At 61.9% G+C, this 23,358-nt stretch carries 25 protein-coding genes; 8 read left to right on the top strand and 17 right to left on the bottom strand.

Features of this window, described 5'->3' with window-relative positions; all coding sequences use genetic code 11:
- The first annotated feature begins 3 nt into the window (after positions 1 to 3).
- The 7 genes from fliG (at position 4) to H9642_RS14225 (ending at position 7,354) form a co-directional block, all read left to right on the top strand.
- Positions 4 to 1,002: a flagellar motor switch protein FliG gene (gene fliG / locus H9642_RS14255; protein ID WP_251837120.1), complete on the top strand. Its 999-nt coding sequence runs from the start codon at positions 4 to 6 to the stop codon at positions 1,000 to 1,002.
- A gap of 170 nt (positions 1,003 to 1,172) precedes the next feature.
- On the top strand, positions 1,173 to 1,973 hold the full coding sequence (gene fliH, locus H9642_RS14250; protein WP_251837119.1) for a flagellar assembly protein FliH: 801 nt from the start codon (positions 1,173 to 1,175) through the stop codon (positions 1,971 to 1,973).
- Entirely contained in the window at positions 1,963 to 3,309 is a 1,347-nt protein-coding gene (gene fliI, locus H9642_RS14245; protein WP_251837118.1) for a flagellar protein export ATPase FliI, read from the top strand. The genes fliH and fliI overlap by 11 nt, the downstream gene beginning before the upstream one ends.
- A 66-nt stretch (positions 3,310 to 3,375) precedes the next feature.
- Positions 3,376 to 3,822: a flagellar export protein FliJ gene (gene fliJ / locus H9642_RS14240; protein WP_251837117.1), complete on the top strand. Its 447-nt coding sequence runs from the start codon at positions 3,376 to 3,378 to the stop codon at positions 3,820 to 3,822.
- A 65-nt stretch (positions 3,823 to 3,887) separates the two neighbouring features.
- Entirely contained in the window at positions 3,888 to 4,238 is a 351-nt protein-coding gene (locus H9642_RS14235) for an Hpt domain-containing protein (RefSeq protein WP_251837116.1), read from the top strand.
- A gap of 277 nt (positions 4,239 to 4,515) precedes the next feature.
- A complete protein-coding gene (locus H9642_RS14230) occupies positions 4,516 to 5,370 on the top strand; it encodes a sialate O-acetylesterase (protein ID WP_251837115.1) in 855 nt (284 codons plus the stop codon).
- 73 nt (positions 5,371 to 5,443) lie between these two features.
- Positions 5,444 to 7,354 (top strand): acyltransferase family protein, encoded by a 1,911-nt coding sequence (locus H9642_RS14225; protein ID WP_251837114.1) that lies wholly within the window; start codon positions 5,444 to 5,446, stop codon positions 7,352 to 7,354.
- 138 nt (positions 7,355 to 7,492) lie between these two features.
- On the opposite strand, the gene H9642_RS14220 is transcribed toward H9642_RS14225, so the two are convergent.
- From H9642_RS14220 to H9642_RS14195, 6 genes are all read right to left on the bottom strand, one after another.
- Positions 7,493 to 7,924 carry a barstar family protein gene (locus tag H9642_RS14220; protein ID WP_251837113.1) on the bottom strand — a complete coding sequence of 144 codons (432 nt, stop codon included), beginning with the start codon at positions 7,922 to 7,924 and terminating at the stop codon, positions 7,493 to 7,495.
- The gene (locus tag H9642_RS14215) at positions 7,924 to 8,331 is read right to left on the bottom strand and encodes a guanyl-specific ribonuclease (RefSeq protein WP_251837112.1); all 408 of its coding nucleotides are present in this window, start codon (positions 8,329 to 8,331) and stop codon (positions 7,924 to 7,926) included. Before H9642_RS14215 ends, H9642_RS14220 begins: the two co-directional genes overlap by 1 nt.
- An 11-nt stretch (positions 8,332 to 8,342) precedes the next feature.
- On the bottom strand, positions 8,343 to 8,714 hold the full coding sequence (locus H9642_RS14210; RefSeq protein ID WP_251837111.1) for a hypothetical protein: 372 nt from the start codon (positions 8,712 to 8,714) through the stop codon (positions 8,343 to 8,345).
- A 19-nt stretch (positions 8,715 to 8,733) separates the two neighbouring features.
- Complete coding sequence (locus H9642_RS14205) at positions 8,734 to 9,537, bottom strand: putative RNA methyltransferase (RefSeq protein WP_251837110.1); 804 nt, start codon at positions 9,535 to 9,537, stop codon at positions 8,734 to 8,736.
- Between the two features lie 2 nt (positions 9,538 to 9,539).
- Positions 9,540 to 10,694: a succinyl-diaminopimelate desuccinylase gene (gene dapE / locus H9642_RS14200; protein ID WP_251837109.1), complete on the bottom strand. Its 1,155-nt coding sequence runs from the start codon at positions 10,692 to 10,694 to the stop codon at positions 9,540 to 9,542.
- A gap of 246 nt (positions 10,695 to 10,940) precedes the next feature.
- The gene (locus tag H9642_RS14195; RefSeq protein WP_251837108.1) at positions 10,941 to 13,532 is read right to left on the bottom strand and encodes a glycosyltransferase; all 2,592 of its coding nucleotides are present in this window, start codon (positions 13,530 to 13,532) and stop codon (positions 10,941 to 10,943) included.
- Positions 13,533 to 13,874: 342 nt separating this feature from the next.
- Here H9642_RS14195 and tcdA point away from each other — a divergent pair, with 342 nt between their 5' ends.
- Positions 13,875 to 14,693, top strand: a complete 819-nt coding sequence (gene tcdA / locus H9642_RS14190; protein WP_251837107.1) for a tRNA cyclic N6-threonylcarbamoyladenosine(37) synthase TcdA — start codon at positions 13,875 to 13,877, stop codon at positions 14,691 to 14,693.
- 174 nt (positions 14,694 to 14,867) lie between these two features.
- On the opposite strand, the gene H9642_RS14185 is transcribed toward tcdA, so the two are convergent.
- From H9642_RS14185 to fliN, 11 genes are all read right to left on the bottom strand, one after another.
- Positions 14,868 to 15,278, bottom strand: a complete 411-nt coding sequence (locus tag H9642_RS14185; protein WP_251837106.1) for a SufE family protein — start codon at positions 15,276 to 15,278, stop codon at positions 14,868 to 14,870.
- Positions 15,275 to 16,480, bottom strand: a complete 1,206-nt coding sequence (locus H9642_RS14180) for an aminotransferase class V-fold PLP-dependent enzyme (protein ID WP_251837187.1) — start codon at positions 16,478 to 16,480, stop codon at positions 15,275 to 15,277. Before H9642_RS14180 ends, H9642_RS14185 begins: the two co-directional genes overlap by 4 nt.
- The gene (gltS, locus tag H9642_RS14175; RefSeq protein WP_251837105.1) at positions 16,480 to 17,721 is read right to left on the bottom strand and encodes a sodium/glutamate symporter; all 1,242 of its coding nucleotides are present in this window, start codon (positions 17,719 to 17,721) and stop codon (positions 16,480 to 16,482) included. Before gltS ends, H9642_RS14180 begins: the two co-directional genes overlap by 1 nt.
- Before the next feature lie 59 nt (positions 17,722 to 17,780).
- Positions 17,781 to 18,815: a 2,3,4,5-tetrahydropyridine-2,6-dicarboxylate N-succinyltransferase gene (gene dapD / locus H9642_RS14170; RefSeq protein ID WP_251837104.1), complete on the bottom strand. Its 1,035-nt coding sequence runs from the start codon at positions 18,813 to 18,815 to the stop codon at positions 17,781 to 17,783.
- Positions 18,816 to 18,846: 31 nt separating this feature from the next.
- The gene (locus tag H9642_RS14165; RefSeq protein ID WP_251837103.1) at positions 18,847 to 19,206 is read right to left on the bottom strand and encodes an ArsC family reductase; all 360 of its coding nucleotides are present in this window, start codon (positions 19,204 to 19,206) and stop codon (positions 18,847 to 18,849) included.
- Positions 19,207 to 19,317: 111 nt separating this feature from the next.
- Complete coding sequence (flhB, locus tag H9642_RS14160) at positions 19,318 to 20,454, bottom strand: flagellar biosynthesis protein FlhB (RefSeq protein WP_251837102.1); 1,137 nt, start codon at positions 20,452 to 20,454, stop codon at positions 19,318 to 19,320.
- A 3-nt stretch (positions 20,455 to 20,457) separates the two neighbouring features.
- Positions 20,458 to 21,234 carry a flagellar biosynthetic protein FliR gene (fliR, locus tag H9642_RS14155; protein ID WP_251837101.1) on the bottom strand — a complete coding sequence of 259 codons (777 nt, stop codon included), beginning with the start codon at positions 21,232 to 21,234 and terminating at the stop codon, positions 20,458 to 20,460.
- 6 nt (positions 21,235 to 21,240) lie between these two features.
- Positions 21,241 to 21,510, bottom strand: a complete 270-nt coding sequence (fliQ, locus tag H9642_RS14150; RefSeq protein WP_251837100.1) for a flagellar biosynthesis protein FliQ — start codon at positions 21,508 to 21,510, stop codon at positions 21,241 to 21,243.
- A gap of 10 nt (positions 21,511 to 21,520) precedes the next feature.
- The gene (gene fliP, locus H9642_RS14145; protein WP_251837099.1) at positions 21,521 to 22,318 is read right to left on the bottom strand and encodes a flagellar type III secretion system pore protein FliP; all 798 of its coding nucleotides are present in this window, start codon (positions 22,316 to 22,318) and stop codon (positions 21,521 to 21,523) included.
- A gap of 92 nt (positions 22,319 to 22,410) precedes the next feature.
- Positions 22,411 to 22,860 carry a flagellar biosynthetic protein FliO gene (fliO, locus tag H9642_RS14140; RefSeq protein ID WP_251837098.1) on the bottom strand — a complete coding sequence of 150 codons (450 nt, stop codon included), beginning with the start codon at positions 22,858 to 22,860 and terminating at the stop codon, positions 22,411 to 22,413.
- A 1-nt stretch (position 22,861) separates the two neighbouring features.
- Entirely contained in the window at positions 22,862 to 23,314 is a 453-nt protein-coding gene (fliN, locus tag H9642_RS14135) for a flagellar motor switch protein FliN (RefSeq protein WP_251837097.1), read from the bottom strand.
- Between the last annotated feature and the right edge of the window lie 44 nt (positions 23,315 to 23,358).

Raw genomic sequence — 23,358 nt, 5'->3', positions numbered from 1 at the left:
CCAGTGAGTAAACTGAACAAGGTCGACAAGGCCGCCATCCTGCTGCTCTCCCTCGGTGAAACCGATGCCGCGCAGGTATTGCGTCATCTCGGTCCGAAGGAAGTGCAACGGGTCGGCGTGGCCATGGCAGGGCTGACCAACGTCCACCGTGGGCAGGTTGAGGAAGTCCTCAGCGAGTTCGTGACCATGGTCGGCGAACAGACCGGGCTGGGTTCGGGCACCGATGGCTACATTCGCAAGATGCTCACCCAGGCACTGGGCGAGGACAAGGCCGGTAACCTGATCGACCGGATCCTGCTCGGCGGCAGCACCAGCGGTCTGGACAGCCTGAAGTGGATGGAAGCCCGCGCAGTGGCCGACGTGATCCGCTATGAACACCCGCAGATCCAGGCCATCGTGGTCGCCTATCTGGATGCCGACCAGGCCGGCGAAGTGCTTAGCCACTTCAGCCATAAGGCACGCCTGGACATCATCTTACGCGTGTCGTCGCTCAATACCGTGCAACCGGCGGCGCTCAAGGAACTCAATCAGATCCTCGAGAAGCAGTTCTCCGGTACCAGCAACACCAGCCGCGCGACGCTGGGTGGTGTGAAGCGCGCCGCCGACATCATGAACTACCTGGACAGCGCCATCGAAGTGCCGCTGATGGACTCCATTCGTGAGGTGGACGAGGAGCTGTCCGAGCAGATCGAAGACCTGATGTTTGTCTTCGACAACCTGTCCGATATCGACGACCGTGGTATCCAGGCGCTGCTGCGGGAAATCTCCAGCGACGTGTTGGTCCTGGCCCTCAAGGGCGCCGACGATGCCGTTCAGGACAAGATCTTCAAGAACATGTCGAAGCGCGCCGGTGAACTGCTGCGTGATGACCTCGAGTCTCAAGGGCCGGTGCGGGTCAGCGACGTCGAAACGGCACAAAAGGAAATTCTGGCCATTGCCCGACGCATGGCCGAGGCGGGAGAAATCGTCATCGGGCCCAAGGGCGCCGAGGAAATGATCTGACCCGCCTGGGTGCAGAATCTATATCGCACCCGAGTCGGGGCTTTCCACGCAGCGCTGCTCCCTGCTGACGCAGGAGGGCGTGGAGAGGCCCCTTAGGGCACGCCAATGCTTCGTGCACCCTTGGACACTGTGATTTACCGGATCCCCGTGCGGGACGAGAATTGACCGCGATGCATACCGACAAATCAGGCCATCATGACAGCGAGCTGATCCGCGCCAGCGATCTGCCCGCCTTCGATCGTTGGTTGCTGCCCAGTTTCGATCCGCCAAAACCCGTGGAACCGGAATCGCCGGTTGAGCTGGAAGAAGAGCCGCTCGAAGCCGAGGTGCAGGTCGAAGAAGTGCCCATCGAAGAGATCCAGCCGATCACCCTCGAAGAACTCGAGGCGATCCGCCAGGACGCATACAACGAGGGGTTTGCCACCGGCGAAAAAGACGGATTTCATGCCGGCCAGCTGCGCGCACGCCAAGAGGCCGAGACGCAGCTCAAGGCGCGCCTGGAGCGTCTGGAACAGCTGATGGCCCAGCTCATGGAACCGATTGCCGACCAGGATCAGCAGCTTGAGGAGGCATTGGTTGGGGTGGTCAGCCATGTGTGCCGTGAGGTGATCCAGCGTGAATTAGGCAGCGACTCCACGCAGTTGGGCGACATCCTGCGCGCCGCGTTGCGGCTGTTGCCGCTGGGCGCGCAAAACCTGCGCATCCATATCAATCCGCAGGATTTCGAACTGGTTAAAGCCCTGCGCGAGCGCCACGAGGAACAGTGGCGCATTCTCGAAGACGAGACGCTGCTGCCCGGCGGTTGCCGGGTCGAAACCGAGCACAGCCTGATTGATGCCAGCGTGGAAACCCGCTTGAGCCAGGCCCTTGCCCAGTTGCACGAACAGCGTCGCGAGCAGCGCCTGCATCCGCCGTCCGCCGATCTTCACCTAGATCTCGACGGTGCCGTGGAGGCTGCCGATGCGCCTTGAGCGCACCAGCTTCGCCCGTCGCCTGGCGGGCTATCAGCACGCGGTAAAACTACCCGCTCGGCCGGTGGTGGAAGGACGCTTGCTGCGTATGGTCGGTCTGACCCTGGAAGCCGAAGGGTTGAGCGCAGCGTTAGGTAGCCGCTGTCTGGTCATCAATGAAGACCGTCACTCGCCGGTCAGGGTCGAGGCAGAAGTCATGGGCTTCGCTGGCACACGCACCTTTCTGATGCCGGTCGGCAGCTTGGCCGGGATCGCCCCCGGCGCGCGCGTCGTGCCGCTGGCCGACAGCGGCCGTCTGCCCATGGGCATGGGCATGCTGGGCCGGGTGTTGGATGGCGCGGGCAATGCACTGGACGGCAAGGGACGCATGCGCGCCGAAGATTGGGTGCCCATGGAGGCACCGGCGATCAACCCTCTGCGCCGTCATCCCATCGATGAGCCGCTGGATGTGGGCATTCGCAGTATCAACGGGCTGCTGACTGTCGGGCGCGGCCAGCGTTTGGGTCTGTTCGCCGGTACGGGCGTGGGTAAATCCGTGCTGCTGGGCATGATGACGCGCTTCACCCAGGCGGACATTATCGTCGTCGGCCTGATTGGCGAACGGGGGCGGGAAGTAAAGGAGTTCATCGAGCAGATTCTGGGCGAGGAAGGCCTGAAGCGTTCGGTAGTCGTTGCCTCACCCGCAGACGAGGCGCCGCTGATGCGCCTGCGCGCCGCACAATACTGCACGCGCATCGCCGAATATTTTCGTGACAAAGGCAAGAACGTCTTGCTGTTGATGGACTCGCTGACCCGTTTCGCCCAGGCACAGCGCGAGATCGCCCTGGCCATCGGCGAGCCACCGGCAACCAAGGGGTATCCACCCTCGGTGTTCGCCAAATTGCCCGCCCTGGTCGAACGCGCCGGTAATGCCGAGCAGGGCGGCGGCTCGATCACGGCCTTTTATACGGTGCTGTCCGAGGGCGACGATCAGCAGGACCCGATTGCCGATGCCGCACGCGGTGTGCTGGACGGGCACTTCGTGTTGTCCCGGCGGCTGGCCGAGGAAGGCCATTACCCGGCCATTGACATCGAGGCGTCGATCAGCCGAGTGATGCCGCACGTGGTCAGTGCCGATCACCTGCGCGATGCGCAGCGTTTCAAGCGGTTGTGGTCGCGCTATCAGCAGAGCCGCGACCTGATCAGCGTCGGTGCCTATGTACCCGGCGGCGATCCGGAAACCGACCTGGCCATCGCCAAGCAGCAGCAGATGTCGCATTACCTGCGTCAGGGGTTGGATGACAGTGAAGAGCAGCTGGAGCAGAACTCCGCACAGTTGGCGGCGGTGTTCCGCTAGACACGCTTTTCCGTCCACGCCAGGCGTTCTGGTAGGTCCCGGAAAACACGTGAAGTGAGCAGCTAGATGAGCCAAAGACGTGCAGAGCGCTTGGCGCCGGTGGTCGATATGGCCACCGAAACCGAGCGAGAGGCGGCTCGCCAGTTGGGGCGCAGCTTGCAACAGTTGCAGAACAGCGAGAATCAACTCGTCGAGTTACGCCGCTACCTGGGCGATTACCAGCAGCAGTGGCTGACCGCCGGTGGTCAGGGAGTGTCTGGCCAGTGGCTGATCAACTACCAGCGCTTTCTTACCCAGCTGGACTCCGCTATCGGTCAGCAGCAGCGCAGTGTTGAGTGGAACCAGGAAAATGTACGCAAGGCCCGCGAGCAGTGGCAAAAGTGCTATGCGCGACTTGAAGGCCTGCGCAAGTTGGTGCAGCGTTACCTGGATGAAGCCCGTGCCGCTGCGGAAAAGCGCGAGCAGAAGTTGCTTGATGAGCTGGCCCAGCGTCTTCGACCTCAATCAGTGTGACGAGTGGTACATAGGCCAAGCGCGGTGTTTTGGCATACTGCTGCCTCGGTACAAGGAGAGACCAGATGTACGGATTACATATTGACCAGGCGATGCTCAACACCTTGCAGGACATCATGGAAGACGAGTATCCCGCCCTCCTGGATACCTACCTGGCTGATTCCGAAGAACGTCTGAGCCTACTGCGCACCGCAGTGCGCGAAGCTGACCCGTATACCCTTCGTGAGGCTGCACATAGCTTCAAGGGCAGCTGCAGCAACATGGGCGTCAGCTATCTGGCCGACCTGTGCCAGCAACTCGAGCTGTGCGGCCAGAACGGCGACTTGCACCAGGCCCACTCCCTGCTTCGGCTGATCGAAAAAGAACTCACCATCGTCCGCGTGTTGTTCCGTGCGGAGCGCCGCCGCTACGCCTAATCTCCCTATATGGAGCGGCAGAGCATCTGTTGTAGGGGCGAATTCATTCGCCTGCACTGAATCTTCCGGCACCTCGGAGATACAACGAACCTATAACGATGCCCTGCAAATGTCGCAGCGGTTGTGTGTGTGACCTTGAGTTCATGAGCCAGCCGAATGAATTCGTCCCTACCGGTTTGTCTGTTCCCACTGGTTTCTTCCCTCAAGACCGCTCGGTCTGGCTACGCTGGTAAGCGCAATCGGGCCGTTCCCTGCAATAGCTAACCGACCTTGAACAATGCGAGAACACACACACCGCCGTACCTACCTGATCGTCATCGCTGCGTTGCTGAGCAGCAATCTGATTGCCTGGTTGCTGGTGTTCAAGGGCCCGTTGCTGCACACCCTGGTTGCGAAGTTCAGGCCTGACAGCGCGCGTATCACCGACACCCGTCATCGGCAGCCCGTGGAAGAACATGATGTTCAGGCCTTCGGAATATTCCTCACCTATGGTCAGTCGAATTCGGTCAATGCCGGGCAAATCGGTTATGTGCCGGGGCGGCAGGTATTGAATTTTTACCAAGGCCGGTTATACCGCTATGAAGACCCAGCCTTGGGCGGGCAGGGCAGGCAGGGCAGTGTCTGGGGGCGGTTGGGAGATCGCCTGGTGAGCCAGAACATCTATTCAGGCGCGATCTTTGCGCTGGCCGGCGCCCATGGCAAAACGGTGCGGCAGTTAAGCGAAGGACCTGATTACCAGTACTTCCTCGAGCAATACCGGGGACTGCGGGAAACCTTTGGCAAGGTCGATGCCATTTTGTTTCATCAAGGCGAGGCCAATCACCGCCATAAGCAGGCGGGGCATTACGAGCGGCAGTTTTTGGCGTTTTACCGCAAGCTTCGCGCCGATGGCGTGACGGCGCCGATTTATTTATCCCAGGCCTCGCTGTGCAACAACGCGAGGGATGAGCACCTGCTCGCTCAGCAGGACAAGCTGATCGTCGATCTGCCCGGTGTGCTCAGGGGGCCGAATAGCGATGCATTGGCACAGCCGCGCTACCGCTTGCCGGACCGTTGCCATTTTTCAGCCGAAGGGCTCGATGCCCTGGCGCAACTCTGGTTTAAGAGCCTGTCTAACGCCCAGGAAGAATAAGCTGTCCAGGCCCGCACTCGCAGGAAGCTTTGGTTATTCATAACCATGAATCAGACCAGTGAAGGGCCCAGTCATGAGCTCAGGTGTCAGTTACAACCCCGCCATTGATGGCCTGCGGGCGATTGCAGTCTTGTCGGTGTTCATCTTTCACATCAACAACCAGTGGTTGCCGGGAGGGTTTCTCGGCGTTGATGTGTTCTTCGTGATCTCGGGTTTTTTGATTACCTCGATTCTGCTAAAGGATTTTTCGGCAGGCCGTTTTACCTACGCTGAATTTTATCGCCGACGCGTCAACAGGATCTTGCCCGCGTATTTGTGTGTGCTGGGCTGTGTCACGGTGGCCGCGTTTATCTTGATGCTGCCCTACGACTTCAAGAAGTTTGGCGTGTCGGCGCTGTCCTCGCTGTTTTTCGTCTCCAATCTCAACTACGCATTGCGCCAGGGCGATTATTTTTCCAACGATGCCGAACAGTGGCCACTGTTGCACACTTGGTCGCTGGCCGTGGAAGAGCAGTTCTATGTGCTCTGGCCCATTCTGTTGTTCGTGTTTTTCATGTATGCCTCTCGCGAGCCGAATCAGTATCGAAAGCGTTTGCTGATATTCACCTTGGTATTGATCAGCAGTTCGGCTGTCGTGGCCACGGTTTTTGCTCTAGATAACAACCTCGCCAAATGGAGTTATTACACCTCGTTTACCCGCGCCTCTGAATTGCTTTTAGGCGGCGCTTTGGCGGTGTTCCGCTCTGGGCGGGATATACCCGGTTTGGGCCCGCGTTACACCACGCCAGCGCTTGTGGTGCTGCTGGCGTGTTTTCTTGGGTATGACAAAAGCATTCCGTTTCCGGGAGTGAGCGCCCTGGTGCCTTGCCTGGCCACAGTGATTCTGCTGGCGGGCCGCAGAACGGGTGGCCTTTATCAGGTATTGGCCAGCCGGCCGCTGGTGGGTATCGGTTTGATCTCCTACTCACTCTATCTGTGGCATTGGCCGATCATTTCCTTTACCCGCTATGTGTTCGATTTCGGCAGTGGCACCTTTGTAATCGGTGGGTGGGCTGCGTTAGCCATCTTTGGCCTTTCCGTATCGCTGGCCTACCTCACCTATCGGTACGTCGAAACCCCGTTCCGCACGTCCCGCGCCTCATTTTCCCAAGCTGGTATGCGTCTGTTTGCCTTGCCCTGTGCTGCGGGTTTGTTTGTCTATGGCGCCATCTTCTTTTCCCATGGCGCGCCGTTCAGGCTGGATATTCCCGGCGTTCCGGCCATGCAGGCCTTCAACTCCATCGACAAGCAACAGTGCCCCGACTTTGTCAGTCTGGGATGTCTGGGCGGAGATCCCCATGCGAGCCGGAAGTACCTGATCATCGGCAATTCCTACGCGGAACATTACTTCAAGTTTTACGATGTGCTGGGCAAGGAGTTTGGTATCCGGGTCGACCTGGCTGCGGGCGGTGGCTGCAGCCCAGCAGACGCCACGCTCAAATGCCGGAAGATCTACAGCTACGTTTTCGAGCATATCGATCAATATGACGGCCTGATCTTTGTCCAAGATTGGCGAATTCGGCAGTTTGAAGGCAAGTCGTCCCATGCCGAGGGCTTTGATGCGTACTTGCAAAAGCTCAGGGCGCTTTCCAGGCCCTTGTTACTGGTCGGCAGCATGCCGCGCTTCAATGCGCAGATTGACAAGATCGCCAATTACAGCCGGATCTTCGGTACCGGCGAAAGTCCAATGGTGGTCACGATCAGACCGGAATACATCCTGGAAAACAGCGCGTTGAAAGCTTTCAGTCGCCGCGTTGGCGTCAAGTTCGTCAACCCGTACGAGGATGCAGCGTCGTCGGGGATGGTGCTCAAACCCATGGATGACAACGGCGTGCCCATGTACATGGATTCCAACCACCTCTCCGTGTACGGCTCGGAGAAAATGGCGCGCCATCTACTGGCAACCCACCCGCGTGAGGAGCTGGATAAACGGTATTTCCCGTAGATCCTGGGTTGACCAAGTGAGTGGAGGTATTGCGGCTGTAGTGTGGACAACGTTTTTTATTGTCCACCGAGCGGGGGTTGGTGGTGGATGTAAGAAGCGACATCCACCCTACGAAAATTAGCCGCTACTCGTAGGGCGTCATGCCAGCCACGGCAGCTTTTCCAGCACGGGCAGGTCGCAGGGTTCACTGGTCACCAGCAGGCACAGCCCACGGCCACGCTGCGCCCAGTAGTCACAGGCATCATTGATCAGGTCGAAGAACAGGCGCAGATCGCCTGCGTCGAGCGATGTTTCTACGTCAATGGACAAGCTGAGTACCAGCAATTGGTCGTCAGGCCATGACAATTCGGTCAGGCAATCCCAGGCGGCATCCCAGTTGCGACCGAAATAAGCAGGGAAGTCCAACGCCTTGGCCAGGGCGTCGAGCAATCCGTCGTGATCGAGACGCCCGGGGGCCAAGGGTTTCAGTAGTGTCAACGGGGAGGGCGTTGGCTGTGACTCCTGGTGCGCGCGAAACACCCCGCAGCGGTGTTTGTCGGCAAGAAGGTGCATCGCCAGCAGGTCGTCCATCAGTTGGCCTCAAGAGGCCGGAAGCTGCGGTAGTGATCTTCGGTGTAGTAGTACACCTCGGGGGGCTGACCGCCGGCGACGATGCGCCGGGCGCCACGGGTGGGCTCGCCGGGCGTCTTCACGGTGTACTCGCGATAATAACCGCGGGGCTTTTCGGGCAGGTGGCGTTCGCGGTTGAAAAAAGTGCCGTCGTCCTGCTCGTAGGGGTAGGGTCCGCCGCGCTGGATCAGCGCCAGGGTGTGCTCCAGTTCCTGTTGCCGGAGATCAACCGACTGGCTGTTGTCGACGGGCGTCTGCTCGCTCTTGCCTGACTGGAAAAACTCTTTCAGGCCATCCTGGGAAAACAGCGCCGCCATTACCAGAACGGCAATGAGCATCATGTTGTGCATCGGGGTACGTTTACGCATGGCAAGCTCCGTCAGGCGGTACGCCAGACTATGTCCTCCTTTCCGTCGGTGCTGATACGAATCCAGCGGTCGGTGTTCTCTTCGCTTTCATCTTCCTGCCAACCGCCGGGCGCGCAGCGGATTTCAACGTCCAGCGCGGCGAAGGCGGCGCGGGCGCAGGCCAAATCGTCAGCCCAGGGCGTGGTGTCACTTTCCAGCAGCAGGCTATGCCACTTGCCCACGGCCTTGGGCAGCCAAGTCACCGGAATGCCGTTGCACTGGCACTTGTAGGTCTGGCCCTTCTGCTGCCAGGCGCTGCACGGGCCGATGGCCTGTTCCAGCCAGGCGGTGATTGCCTGGTGGTCGGCGTCCTTGAGGTAAATCTCGATGTCCGGTTGGCGCATGGGGGTTCCTAATCTCTGCCTAGTCTTTGACTATGTAATCGTAGCGAATGGCGACATTCACCTCGAAATCTTCATCGATCACCGCCGCGCGGCGCTCGGCGCTGGCGCGCCAGCCGTGGGGTGTCATCGCCAACAAGTCGGCCCGGGCCTCGGGGCTTTCCAGGCGCAGGCGGTACTCGAGGGTTTCGCTATGGGTCAGGCGCATGCCGGCGGGAATCAGCGACAGATGCTTCTGGTCATCGTAGGGGCGCACTTCGTCGTACAGGCGGGCACGCAGTTCCAGCAGGTGGTCGGTGGTCGGGCCCATACGCAGCAGGCCGCCGCCGGGGGCGAGCAGGCGTTTGGCTTCATCCCAGTCCAGAGGGCTGAACACGCTGGCCAGCAACTGACAGCTGGCATCGGCCAGCGGCACACGGGCCATGCTCGCCACCAGCCAGGTGAGGTGTGGCGCGCGTTTGCAGGCACGCTTGACGGCCTCGCGGGAGATATCCAGGGCATAGCCCTCGGCATCCGGTAATAACCCGCCGATCTGCTCGGTGTAGTAACCCTCGCCACAGCCGATATCCAGCCAGCGCTGCGGCGCGCGTTCGGCGCTCAGTTCGGCCAGGCGCCTGGCCAGCGGTGCATAGTGGCCACCGTCAAGAAAACGGCGGCGGGCCTCGACCATGGCCTGGTTGTCGCCCGGCGCGCGGCTGTGCTTGTGCTGCACCGGCAGCAGGTTCAGGTAACCCTGGCGGGCGCGGTCGAAGCGGTGGCCGGACGGGCAGGCCACGCCGCTGTCGACGGTGCTCAAGGGGCCTTGGCAAAGCGGGCAAATCAGCATGATCAACGGGCCAGCAGCGTGACGAGGGTCTGGTAGTAGACCTCGGTGAGCAGGTCCAGATCGCTGGCCAGCACGCGCTCATCGATCTGGTGGATGGTGGCGTTTACCGGGCCGAGTTCGACCACCTGAGTGCCCAACGTGGCAATAAAGCGGCCATCCGAGGTGCCACCGCTGGTCGAGGGCGTGGTTTCGCGGCCGGTGACCTGGCGAATGCTGGCGGCTACCGCGTCGAGCAGCTCACCCGGCTCAGTGAGAAACGGCAGGCCGGACAGTGCCCAGTCGATGTGCCAGTCCAGGCCGTGCTTGTCGAGGATGGTGGCAACGCGTTGCTTGAGGCTGGCTTCGCTGGATTCGGTGGAGAAGCGGAAGTTGAACGCCACCTCCAGCTCGCCGGGAATCACGTTGGTCGCGCCGGTGCCGCCATGAATGTTAGAGATCTGGAAGCTGGTCGGCGGAAAGAAGGTGTTGCCATCGTCCCAATGCTCGGCGGCCAGTTCGGCCAGCGCTGGCGCGGCCAGATGAATCGGGTTCTTGGCCAGGTGCGGATAGGCCACGTGGCCCTGCTTGCCGCGCACGGTGAGGGTCGCACCCAGGGAGCCGCGACGACCGTTCTTGACTACATCGCCGAGCAGGGTGGTGCTCGACGGCTCGCCGACGATGCACCAATCCAGGCGTTCGTGACGGGCGCGCAGGCGCTCGACCACCGCCTTGGTGCCGTGCTCGGCGGGGCCTTCCTCGTCACTGGTGATCAGAAAGGCGATGGCGCCCTGATGGTTCGGATAGTCGGCAACGAAGCGCTCGACGGCGATGACCATCGACGCCAGGCTGCCCTTCATGTCCGCCGCGCCGCGCCCGCAGAGCATGCCTTCGGCATTGATCTGCGCATCGAACGGCTGCGATTGCCAGTTGGCTTCCGGGCCGGTGGGCACCACGTCGGTATGGCCGGCGAAGCACAGGACAGGGCCGTTTTCTGCAGCGTTGCCCGTACGCCGTGCCCAGAAGTTGTCCACCTCGGCGATGCGCATCGGCTCGATCTCGAAACCTGCAGCAGCGAGGCGGCGCATCATCAATTCTTGGCAGCCCTCGTCCAGTGGCGTAATGGACGGACGGCGAATCAGCTCGCAGGCAAGCTCCAAGGTCGGGGTAAGGGTGGTCATGCAGGCTCCGCGGGCGGGGTGCTAAATAGAAGGCGCGTATCTTAAAGGAAAACGGTGCTCCCAGTGTGGGGACGGAGCGCTCTGCGTTCCCCCTCTGAGGCGCGGAGTGCCTTGGGCTGCGTGCCCACGCGGAGCGTGGGGGCGATCATTAAAAGCGTCGGCCCCGGGGCGGGCCTCCCACAATGTGGCCTGCGTAGCCGGTGGCGCTGTGGGAGCGGCGACCTCGCCGCGAAACCAGAGCTTGGATCAACCCACCGTCACCACCTCGACACTCGGCTTCGGTCGGGGCAGCGAAGAGAGCAGGGCCATGATCAGCGCGGCCAGATAAGGCAGCGATTGAATCAGCAGCACGCCGATCCAGAAGATGACGTCCATGCTTGGTAGGCCCTGGGCCAGGCCGATGCCCAGGGCGGCGCCCCACAGCAGCAGCATGACGAAGACTTCCTCGCGGGCTTCGGCCAGGGCCTTCATCAAGCCGGAGCTGGAGGCCATCTTCGGGGTGCGGAAGAACGGAATGCCGTGCGTGACAAAGCCGTACAGCACCGCCTTGGCGATGGTGTATGACAGCGCCAGGCCTGCGACGGCGGCGAACAGCGCATCCTTGAGATCTACGCCCACCGCGCGGCGGTAGAGGAAGAGGATTTTGCCAACCTTGAAAGCGAATAGCGCCAGCGGTGGGATGGCGAAAATCATCAGCGGCGGATCGACCCGGTTGGGCACGATGATCATCGCCGCCGACCAGAGCAGCGCGCCGAAGGTGAAGAAAATGTTCAGGCCATCGGCGATCCACGGCAGCCAGCCGGCCAGAAAATGATAGCGCTGCCCGCGGCTGAGCTCGCAGTCCCGGCCGAACAGCAGGCACCGAGCATGGCGCTTGATGATCTGGATCGCGCCGTAGGCCCAGCGAAAGCGCTGCTTCTTGAAGTCGATGAAGGTGTCGGGCATCAGCCCTTTGCCGTAGCTGCGCTCGGAATAGGCGGCAGACAGGCCTTTCTCGAATACCCGCAGGCCCAGCTCCGCGTCTTCCGTGATGCACCAGTCGGCCCATTTCAATTCATCGAGCACCGAGCGCCGGGTCATGGTCATGGTGCCGTGCTGAATGATCGCGTCGCGGTCGTTGCGGGTGATCATGCCGATATGGAAGAAGCCCTTGTACTCGGCGTAGCAGAGCCTTTTGAATAGGCTTTCGCCATCGTCGCGGTAATCCTGCGGCGATTGCACCACGGCGATGCTGGGGTCGGCGAAGTGCGGCACCATGTGCTTCAGCCAGTCGGGCGACACGCAGTAGTCGGCATCGATCACTGCGATCACCTCGGCGTCCGGCGTGGTGTGCGGCAGGATGTAATTGAGTGCACCCCCCTTGAAGCCTTCCAGCGGCGCCACATGGAAAAAGCGAAAGCGCGGGCCCAAGGCCTGGCAGTGCGCTTCCACCGGCTTCCAGACGTCCGGGTCCTTGGTATTGTTGTCGATCACCAGCACTTCGAAGTCCGGATAATCCAGGCGCGCCAGGGCATCGAGGGTCTGCTTGACCATCTCCGGCGGCTCGTTGTAGCAGGGCACATGCACCGACACTTTGGGCCGGTAGGCGTCATCGGCGGTCACCGGCAAGAAGGGTCGGCGCCGTTTGCTCATCCACACAGTTTCGGCCAGCTCATGGGCTTCCGTCAGCAAGACGATAAACACGCCCAATGCGCCAAAACCCAGCAGGGCGCCGACCAACAAGCTAAACCAGGTGCTGTATTGCAGGCTGTAATCGTAGGCGATCCACACCAGCACGGAGCCGCAGGCGAAGGCGATGACGGTCAGGAAGGTACGCCCGCGATGGCTCAGGGTGCTGCTGTCAATCAACAGCAACGCCAGGGCCAGCAACGCCAGGACCCCTGAGCCAATAGCCAGCAGGCGCCATTGGGGTATGGCCACCACGGGACCTGCGAAGGCGAACTTGGGCTGGCGCTCGAGGTTGTACACGCCCCAATAAGCGCCCACGGAACCCTCGTCGTCCATTTTCCAAGGCTGATCGAAAGCCTCAATGATGAAGTAGTTATAGCCCTGCGCATTCAGCCTGTTCACCAGCTCGCGCAGGTAGATCGCCTGGTCCGCCGGGCTGGCATCGGCACCGCCGCGCGTGCGACCGTTGCTGGGCCAGCCGACTTCCGACAGCAGCAGCGGTTTTTTCGGAAATTGCCTTTTCAGGTCGCGGGCACGATCGAGCACGAAACGGGTGGCTTGCTCCCGGGGCACGAACTCCCAGTAAGGCAGCACGTGGGCGGCGATCAGGTCGACGTGGCGGACCAGTTCCGGGGTTTCCTGCCAGATATGCCACTGTTCCGACGTGGACACCGGCACCTTGACCGCCGCGCGCACTCGATCGATATAGCCGATCAGCACGTCAGGGGTGATTTCCTTGCGGAACAGGGCTTCGTTGCCAACCAGCACCCGCACGACGCTGCGTGAGGTGTTGGTCAATTCGATGGCCTTGGCGATCTCCCGTTCGTTGCGCTCCCAGTCGGTGCTGATCCAGATGCCCAGGGTCACGCGCAGGCCGAACTCCTCGGCCAGGCGAGGGATGTCGGCCTGGGTGCCTTCCACCGAATAGGTGCGGATGTTGCTGGTCTGCTCGCTGAGCAGCTCCAGGTCGGCCCGGATGTCGTCATCGTTGGGGTATTTGTTGTCAACCGGGGTCTGGCCCAGGCGAAACGGCGAGAACGAATAACCGGAAACTTGCTCGGGCCAGTCGGGCGCGCTGACGGGCCGATTGATCAATGCCCAGAAACCGGTGAACAGCGCCGCGATGGCGACGACCATCACCAGGTTGATGCCGAGTTTGCGCGATGTCATGGGTGCGAAAGGTCCGGGTAGGGTGACGGGCTGACACCGAAGCAGGCGAGTCGTGCTTGCACTCAGACCCTGGCCTGATCAGGGAAGTTTCAGCATGCTCCGTGCAGTCAAAAAAAACACTGATCGTTCCCACGCTTTGCGCGGAAATGCAGGCCGTGGCGCTCTGCGCCTCAGAAGAATTCGGCCCGTACCGGTTCCCAGCAGGAGCGCGGGAACCCTTGACTGTTGATCGTTCCTGCGCGCCGCGTGGGAACGCAGCCCGAGGCGCTCCGCGTCTCAAACGGTGCTTCAAACCCGCCGCATTCAGCCTGATAATGCGCTCCTGCTTTTCGAGGTACGGCAATGAGTATTGATGACCAGCGTTTTGGCGGTATCGCCCGTCTCTATGGAACCGACGGCCTGGCCCGTCTGGCGGCCGCGCATGTCGCGGTGGTCGGCATTGGTGGGGTCGGCTCCTGGTCCGCCGAAGCGCTGGTGCGTTCGGGGGTCGGGGAAATCAGCCTGTTTGACCTGGACGACGTGTGCATTACCAACACCAATCGCCAGCTGCACGCACTGGAAGGCGCTGTCGGGCGCCCCAAGGTCGACGTGATGGCTGAACGGCTGCGCGCCATCAACCCGGCGTGTCAGGTGCACGCGGTGGCCGATTTCGTCACCCGCGAAACCATGGCGGACTACATCACCGAGCAGCTGGATTTCGTCATCGACTGCATCGACAGCGTGGCGGCCAAGGCGGCACTGATTGCCTGGTGCAAGCGGCGCAAGATCGGCATCGTCACCACCGGCGGCGCGGGCGGTCAGGTGGATCCCACACAGATTCAAATCGCCGACCTGAACAAGACCTTCAACGATCCGCTGGCCGCCAAAGTGCGCTCGACCTTGCGCCGCGATTACAACTTCTCGCGCACGGCGGGGCGCAATTACAGCGTGCCCTGCGTGTTCTCAACCGAACAACTGCGCTATCCCAAGCCCGACGGTGGCGTGTGCCAGAGCAAGAGCTTCGTCGGCGAAGGCGTGAAGCTGGACTGTGCCGGCGGGTTTGGCGCGGTGATGATGGTCACCGCCAGCTTTGGCATGGCCGCCACGGCCAAGGCGGTGGACAAGCTGGTGGCCGGCGCCCGCCGTCCGGCGGAACGCGTGCAGGCCGAGGCGCATTCGTAAGTCTGCGAAGCCAACGTCTTAGCCAAACGTAGGGTGGATCGCGCTTCATCGATCCACCGGGTGGCGATCCACCGGGTGGCGACCCACCGAGCGGAGCCATGGTGGATGTACAAAGCGACATCCACCCTACCAATGCGCCCCCTTGTGGAAACAATCAGGGGGCACCGGCTTGGCTTAGCCCTCTACCACGACCTCACGCATGCGCTGCAACACGGCGTTCAGGCCATTGCTGCGCGACGGGGACAGTTGGCGGGACAGGCCGAGCTGGTTGAACCAGTCGGGCAGGTCGAGGCGGGCGAGTTCGGCTTGCGACAGGCCATCGATCCGCGCCAGCAGTACGGCGAGCAGGCCGCGAATCAGGCGGGCATCGCTGGCGGCGCGGAAATTCCAACGACTTTCATGCAGATCAGCCACCAGCCACACCGGGCTGGCGCAGCCTTGCACGAGGTTGGCCTCGCTGCGTTCGGCCTCGCTGAGTGGTGCCAGGCGTTCGCCCCATTGCATCAGCAGGCGCGCGCGCTGTTCCCAACCGGGGCAGCTGGCGAAGGCATCAAGCGCGTCTTGGGCGCTGGCCGGCAGGGTCATCGTAGAATCTCCAGAGCCTTGTCCAAGGCGATAAAGAAGCGCTCCAGATCCTCCGCATCGTTGTACAGGGCGAGGGAGACGCGAATCGCGCCGGCTATGCCCAGGTGCTTCATCAGCGGCATGGCGCAGTGATTACCCCCGCGTACGGCGATGCCCTGTTCACCCAACAGTTCAGCCAGGTCGCTGTGGTGTACGTCCTGGACCACGAAACTGGCCAGCGCTGTATGCGGCTCGCCGAGCACTTGTACGCCGTCACGGGCGCGCAAGCCGGTGAGCAGCTGGGCATGCAGTGCGTGTTCATGGCGGCTGACGGCAGCGCTGTCCAGGCTTGCCAGGTACTCCAGGCTGGCGCTCAGGCCGATTACGCCGGCAATCGGCGGGGTGCCGGCTTCCAGGCCCATGGGGGCGGCATGAAAATCGGCGTGATCGAAATCGGCGCGGCGTACCATCTCGCCGCCGAACTGCCAGGGCCTGAGCAGGCTCAGGGCATCGCCCCGGCCATACAGCACGCCGACGCCATCCGGGCCGTAGAGCTTGTGGCTGGACAGCGCATAGAAATCGCAGCCCAGCGCCTGCAGATCATTGTGGCCATGCACCACGCCCTGAGCGCCGTCGACTACGGTCAGGGCGCTCTGAGCCTTGGCCAGCGGCAGCAGTTCGGCCAAGGGTTGCCAGGTGCCGATGACGTTGGACAGTTGGCTGATGGCAAGCAGACGCGTGCGCGGGCCAATCAGGCGGGCAGCGGCATTCAGGTCAATGCGACCTGACGGCTCTAGCGGCAGTACCACCAGCCGTGCCTGGCGTCGCAGCGCCAATTGCTGCCAGGGCAGCAGGTTGGCGTGGTGTTCCAGGGCGCTGATGACGATCTCGTCGCCGGCCTGGACCATGTGCTCCAAGCCGTAGGCCAGCAAATTGAGGGCTTCGGTGGTACCTCGAGTAAACACAATTTCGGCCGGACTGGCCGCTTTCAGCCAACGTGCCACCTGGGCCCGACTGGACTCGAAGGCGCGGGTGACGCGCTCCGCAGGCACGTGCTGGGCACGGTGCACGTTGGCCACACCGTTGGCGTAGTAGCCGAGCAGGGCATCCAGCACCGGCTGCGATTTTTGTGCCGTGGCGGCGCTGTCCAGGTAGGTCTGCCCTTCGGCGACCAGCGCCGCGATGCCGGGGAAATCCTTGCGCCAGGGAGAAACGAACATGATTAGAGCTGCACTATGAAGTTGATGATCAGGGCATTGACCAGATCAATGAAGAATCCACACACCAATGGCACCAGGATGAATGCCCGGTGTGCCGCACCGTATTGCTGGGTGACGGCGGTCATGTTGACGATGGCTGTGGCGGTCGAGCCCAGGGAAATGCCACCAAACCCGGCACTGATCACCGCGGCCTCATAATCGCGCCCCATCAGGCGAAAGACTACCAAGAGAGTGAAGGCCACGCTCATCAGCACCTGCAGGCCGATCCCCAGCACGATCAGGCCGAACAACCCTTGCAGTTCCCACAGCTTGAGGCCCATCAGCGCCATGGTCAGGAACATGCCCAGACAGATGTCGGAAATCAGCGCGAGACCGGAATTGGCATTGGGCCAGCCACTGGCACGCACCCACTTGCGCGACAGCACGCCGCTGCGCAACAGCTTCAGGCGCAGCGGCGGCAGACTATTGCGCAGCACGATTCCGGCCATCAGACAGCTGACGAACATCGGCAGGGTCAGTCCGGTTTGAGTGAGGAGGCCATGCAACGACTGGCCCAGTAGCAAGGTCAGGTTCAGCCACATCCAGGCCCAGAGCACGCCGTAATAATCCAGTTGCGGGTGTTCCTCGGCATGGCTTACGCCGACGTCCAACTGCTGCTGTTGCGAGGGCTGCAGGCGGTAGCGCAGCAACAAAAAGCGGGCAATTGGGCCGCCGATCAGGCAGGCGGCGATCAGCCCCATGGTATTGGCGGCCATCCCCAATTCCAGGGCATTGCCAATGCCCAGTTCGGCGACGAAGAAATCCGACCAGGCCAGGGTGGTGCCGGCCCCGCCGGTCAGTGAAATGGAGCCGAGCATCAGGCCGGCCTTGGGATCCAGGCCGAACACACTGGCCACACCCATACCCAGCAGGTTCTGCAGCACGATGTAGGCGGTTGCCAGTCCGAGCAGGATGGCCAGTGCCGGTCCGCCCTTGAGCAGCGTGAGCAGATCGGCGCGCAGGCCTATTGCAGCAAAAAAGTAGAGCAACAGCAGGTCACGGACGGCCAATTCAAAGCGCAGTTGCAGGTCGAAGCCGTAATAGAGAATGGCGGTGATCGTGGCGCAGATGAAGCCGCCGATCACCGATTCGGGAATGCTGTAGCGGCGCAGCAGCTCAACGTTGTGCGTGACAGCCTTGCCGGCAAAGAGCAGCAGAATGGCCAGGGTAAAGCTGACAAAGCCGGAAACGTCATGAGTGTCCATAGCGCGCTCTGGGGATAAAACGGGTGGGGCGAATCGCTGTCACCCGTTTGGCCGAACGGTCAGTTATGCGCGTGCAAAGCGGCATTCAGCTCGATGGCGGTCTTGTTGGTCTTGCATTCGACCGCGCCGGTCTGCGAGTTGCGGCGGAACAGCAGATCCGGCTGTCCAGCCAGGTCGCGGGCCTTGACGACCCTGACCAGCTCGTTTTGCTCATCGAGCAGCGACACCTTGGTGCCGGCGGTGATGTACAGGCCGGATTCCACCGTGTTGCGATCGCCCAGCGGGATGCCGACGCCGGCGTTGGCGCCGATCAGGCAGCCTTCGCCAATGCTGATGATGATATTGCCGCCGCCAGACAAGGTGCCCATGGTCGAGCAGCCGCCGCCCAGGTCCGAGCCCTTGCCGACGAATACGCCAGCCGAGACGCGGCCTTCGATCATGCCCGGACCTTCGGTGCCGGCGTTGAAGTTGATAAAGCCTTCATGCATCACCGTGGTGCCTTCACCCACGTAGGCGCCCAGGCGAATGCGCGCGCTGTCGGCGATGCGTACGCCGCTGGGCACCACGTAGTCGGTCATTTTCGGGAACTTGTCCACCGAGCTGACTTCCAGCAGGTCACCCTTCAGGCGCGCTTCCAGTTGGCATTCAGGCAGTTCGGCCAGGTCAACCGCGCCTTTGTTGGTCCAGGCGACGTTGGGCAGCAGCGGGAAGATGCCGCTCAGGTTCAGCGCGTGGGGCTTGGCCAGTCGATGAGACAGCAGGTGCAGCTTGAGATAGGCCTCAGGTGTGGAGTTCAGCGCACTGTCATCGACCAGCAGGGTGGCGACCAGCGGCTTCTGGCTTTCGGCCAGGCGGGTCAGCAGGGCGGCCTGCACCGGGTCGATGTTCTTCAGGGCGCTGGAGATGTCCGCCGCCTGCAGTTTGGTCATCGCCAGGGCTTGATTACCACCGGTGTAACCGAGAATCGGCGTGACAGCGTCGACCAGCTCGGCGCTCGGCTTGAGCAACGGCTGGGCGTAGAAGACTTCCAGCCAGGCGCCTTGGCGGTTCTGGGTGCCAACGCCGAAGGCCAGGCTGAACAGGGTGGTAGACATGGCGTATTCCTTGTAATCGGGTGGGCGCGGCTCAGCGGGCCAGCGCGGCAGAGTAGAGGTCCGGCTTGAAGCCGACCAGGGTCTTGTCGCCAAGATCCAGCACCGGTCGCTTGATCATCGACGGTTGGGCCAGCATCAGGACGATGGCCTTGTCTTGGTCGAGCTCGGCCTTCTGCGCATCATCCAGCTTGCGGAAGGTCGTGCCGGCGCGGTTGAGGACGGTTTGCCAGCCATGCTCGTTGCACCAGCGGGTCAGGCTGTCGCGATCGATCCCGGCGGCCTTGTAGTCATGGAAACCATAGGTCAGGCCATGCTCGTCGAGCCAGGTGCGGGCTTTTTTCATGGTGTCGCAGGCTTTGATGCCGTAAAGAACCAGGGAAGCGTCAGTCATGGTGCACATCGTGTATGAATAAATGGCGTGTGATTATGCCATTAGTCGCGGTAAATCGATGCCTGACCGTAATGCTGCCTTCAGGCAGTCGCCGTTGGCGATGCAGATGCCTCATAGATCCCGACGCAAGTCGTCGGGGATCGGCAGATCGGGCATCGGGCCGGGGCGTTTGCCTTGGCCGGCCTGGTATTGGCGGATTTGGTAGACGTAGGCCAGCACCTGGGCCACCGCCATATACAGGCCGGCGGGGATTTCCTCATCCAGCTCGGTGGAGTAATACACCGCTCGCGCCAGGGCCGGCGACTCCAGCACCGTGACCTTGTGCTCGTTGGCAATCTCGCGAATTTTCAACGCGATCTGGTCGCCGCCCTTGGCCACCATGACCGGCGCGCCGCCGCCGCTCTCGTCGTATTTCAGCGCCACGGCAAAGTGCGTGGGGTTGGTAATCACCACGTCGGCTTCCGGCACCGCGGCCATCATGCGCCGCTGGGAGATTTCGCGCTGCAGCTGGCGGACCTTGGACTTGATCTCTGGCTTGCCTTCGCTGTCCTTGTATTCGTCGCGCACTTCCTGCTTGGTCATCATCAGCTTCTGCTTGTGATCCCACAGCTGAAAAGGCACATCGATCAGGGCGATGAGAATCAGCCCGCAGGACATCCACAGCGCGCACCAGCCCACCACCTGCAAGCAGTGCATGATCGCCGTTTCCAGTGGTTCGTTGGCGATGGCCAGGATGTCATCCTGGAACGCCGACAGCACGGTCAGGGCGACGGTCAGCACGATCAGAAACTTGCCTACCGCCTTGAGCAGTTCGATCAACGAGTTCTTGGAGAACATGCGCTTGATCCCGGACAGCGGATTCATGCGGCTGAACTTGGGCATTAGCGAGTCGGCCGAAATCAGAAAACCGCCGAGCGCCACCGGGCCGATCACCGAGGCGATCAACAGCACTACCAGCAGCGGCAGCAACGCCTGGAAGGCATGCCCGCCGGCATTGAGCAGCAGCAGCGCCATGGTGTTGGTTTCATAGAGCACTTCACGGGGCAGGCTGAAGCTGCCGCGCATCACCTCGATCAGGCTCAGCCCCATGCTGCCGCCGAAGGCCATCAGGCCGCCGGTGCCGGCCAGCATGATCACCAGGGTATTGAGTTCCTTGGAGCGCGCGATTTGTCCCTTTTCGCGGGAGTCGCGCAGGCGTTTCTCCGAGGGTTCTTCGCTTTTTTCGGCGCCGTTCTCATTCTCGGCCATGGGCTACCTGGCCTGTGCCAGCTCGCGCATCAGCTGCAAGGCTTCGACGCTGAGCACTTGAAAGTGGGCGAGAATGTCCGCTTGGGCCAGCCAGAAAATGATCTGGCCGAGCACCAGGGTCAGCGGAAAACCGATGGCGAAGATATTGAGTTGCGGCGCGGCGCGGGTCATCACGCCGAACGCGATGTTGACCACCAGTAGCGCCGTGACTGCCGGCAAGGCCAGCAGCAGGCCGGCGGCCATCACCCAGGTGAGCTTGCCAGCCATTTCTCGGTAATGCTCGACCAGCAGGCCGCCGCCCACCGGCAGCGTGGTGAAGCTCTCGGCGAGAATCTCGAACGCCACCAGATGGCCGTTCATGGCCAGAAACATCAAAGTGGTCATGTTCAGCAGAAACTGGCCGAGCAGGGGCACCGACACGCCGTTGGCCGGGTCCATCATCGAGGCGAACCCCAGGCCCATCTGCATGGAAATGATTTGCCCGGTGACGATGAAAATCTGGAAGAACAGCTGAAACACAAAACCGAGCATCACGCCGATGATCACCTGTTCGCCGATCAGCAGCAGGCTGCGTAAGCTCAATGCATCGATCATCGGCATGGGCGGCAAGTTGGGCGCCAGGACCAGGGTGATGGCCAGTGCCAGTAGCAGACGAACGCGATTGGGCACGAACTGGGCGCCAAAAATGGGCATGACCATCAGCAGCGAGGCGACGCGAAACAGTGGCAGCAGGAAGCTCGCCACCCAGCCGCCGATCTGCTCGTTGGTCAGCTCCAGCATGGCGCTCTAGCCGATGACCATGGGTATGTTGATGATCAGCGTCTCGGCATACTCCATCAGCTGGCGCACCAGCCAGGGGCCGGCCCAGATCAGCGTAACCAGCATCACCAGCAGGCGCGGCAGGAAACTCAAGGTCTGTTCGTTGATCTGCGTGGCGGCCTGGAACACCGCCACCAGCAGGCCGATCAGCAGGCTGGGCACTACCAGCACCGCAACCATCATGGCGGTGAGCCACAACGCACTGCGAAACAGATCGACGGCGAATTCCGGGGACATGGGTGCGCCTCTATAAAGTGCCGAAGCTGCTGGCCAGGGTGCCAATGATCAAACCCCAGCCATCGATCAGGACGAACAGCATGATCTTGAACGGCAGCGAGATGATCAGCGGCGAGAGCATCATCATGCCCATGGCCATGAGCACGCTGGCCACTACCAGGTCGATGATCAGAAACGGGATGAAGATCATGAAGCCGATCTGGAAGGCCGTTTTGAGCTCGGAAGTCACGAAAGCCGGCACCAGGATGGTCAGCGGCGCGTCCATCGGCGTGGCGATATCAGTGCGCTTGGACAAACGCATGAACAGGTCCAGGTCGCTCTCGCGGGTCTGCGCGAGCATGAAGCTCTTGATCGGCACTTCGGCGCGATCGATGGCCTGGCGCGCGCTGAGCTGTTCATTCATGTACGGCTGCAGGGCGTCCTCGTTAATCTTGTCGAACACCGGCGCCATGATGAACAGGGTCAGGAAGATCGTCAGGCCGAGGAGGATCTGGTTGGACGGCGTCTGTTGCAGGCCCAGCGCCTGACGCAGGATGGAAAACACGATGATGATCCGCGTGAAGCAGGTCATCAGCATGACGAACGCCGGAATGAAGCTCAGCGCCGTCATGATCATCAGGATCTGCAGGCTGACCGAGTACTCCTGTTCCCCGTCCGCGTTGGTCGTCAGGGTGATGGCCTTGATGCCCAGCGGATCGCCCTCCTGGCCGAACGCCGGCAGGGCCAGCAGGCTGAGCAGCACCAGCAGGACAAACAGCAGGCCTTGCGCGGGACGCAAGCGGATCGGCAGGCGGGCTAGAAGGGACATCGGCAAAACGCTCATTCCTGTAGAGACGAACTCATGCACCTGATTCGGTATCGATGGGCGACGGCATGCGCCCCTGCCAGCAGGTCAGGCTGTTATGGCTTGGCATCGCGCTTGAGCAGTTCCTGCAGGCGCTTGGCGAATTCCGGCGTGGCGTTTTCCGTTTCCGGCAACACCACCGGCTGCTGCAGCACGTGCAGGGGCGTGATGCGCCCGGCAGTCAGGCCGAGCAGAATCTGCTCTTCGCCCACTTGCACCAGCAACAGGCGCTCACGCTGCCCGAGGGCCTGGCTGGACAGCAGCTTGATCACCTGATTGCTGCGTGGTCCGACCTGGCCTTGCAGGCGGCGCACCACCCAGGCAAGCAGGAAGATCAGGCCGATGACCACACCCAGGCCCAGCAGCAGCTGGCCGATCTGCGAGGTTACGCCGGCGGTACTGGGCACCGCTGGCGACGAGGCGAGGGCGCCGGGCGCCAGCAGTAGCAGGGGCACGGCGAGCCAGCCCCAGGTGTTGCGGCCTTGGCGGGACGTTGCTCGATGCATCTCAGCGCAGCTTCCGAATGCGTTCGGTGGGGCTGATCACGTCAGTCAGGCGGATGCCGAACTTCTCGTTGACGACCACCACTTCGCCGTGGGCAATCAACGTGCCGTTGACCAGCACATCGAGCGGCTCACCGGCCAGGCGGTCCAGTTCGATCACCGAGCCCTGGTTGAGCTGCAGCAGGTTGCGGATGTTGATGCTGGTATTGCCGACTTCCATGGAGATGGTCACCGGGATGTCCAGGATCACTTCCAGGTTGGGGCCTTCCATGCTGGTCGGGCCGTCCGCACGCGGTGGCGTGTCGAAGGCATCGAGGGGCGCAAGCGGTGCGGCAGGACGCGCGTCGGCAAGCATGCTGTCGATGCTGCTCTGATCGCCGGCGGACTCGGCCAGGGCGGCAGCCCACTCATCGGCCTGCGCCTGATCCTCGGGGCTCATCGGGGTGTCATTTGCCATGGGATTACCTCAGTCGGCTGTCTTGGCTGGCCTTCCCCGCAGGG

Source organism: Serpens gallinarum (genome assembly GCF_014836765.1).
Classification (GTDB): Bacteria; Pseudomonadota; Gammaproteobacteria; order Pseudomonadales; family Pseudomonadaceae; genus Serpens; species Serpens gallinarum.
Note: the sequence above shows the minus strand (reverse complement) of the source record. Positions and strands in the feature narration are given on the sequence as shown.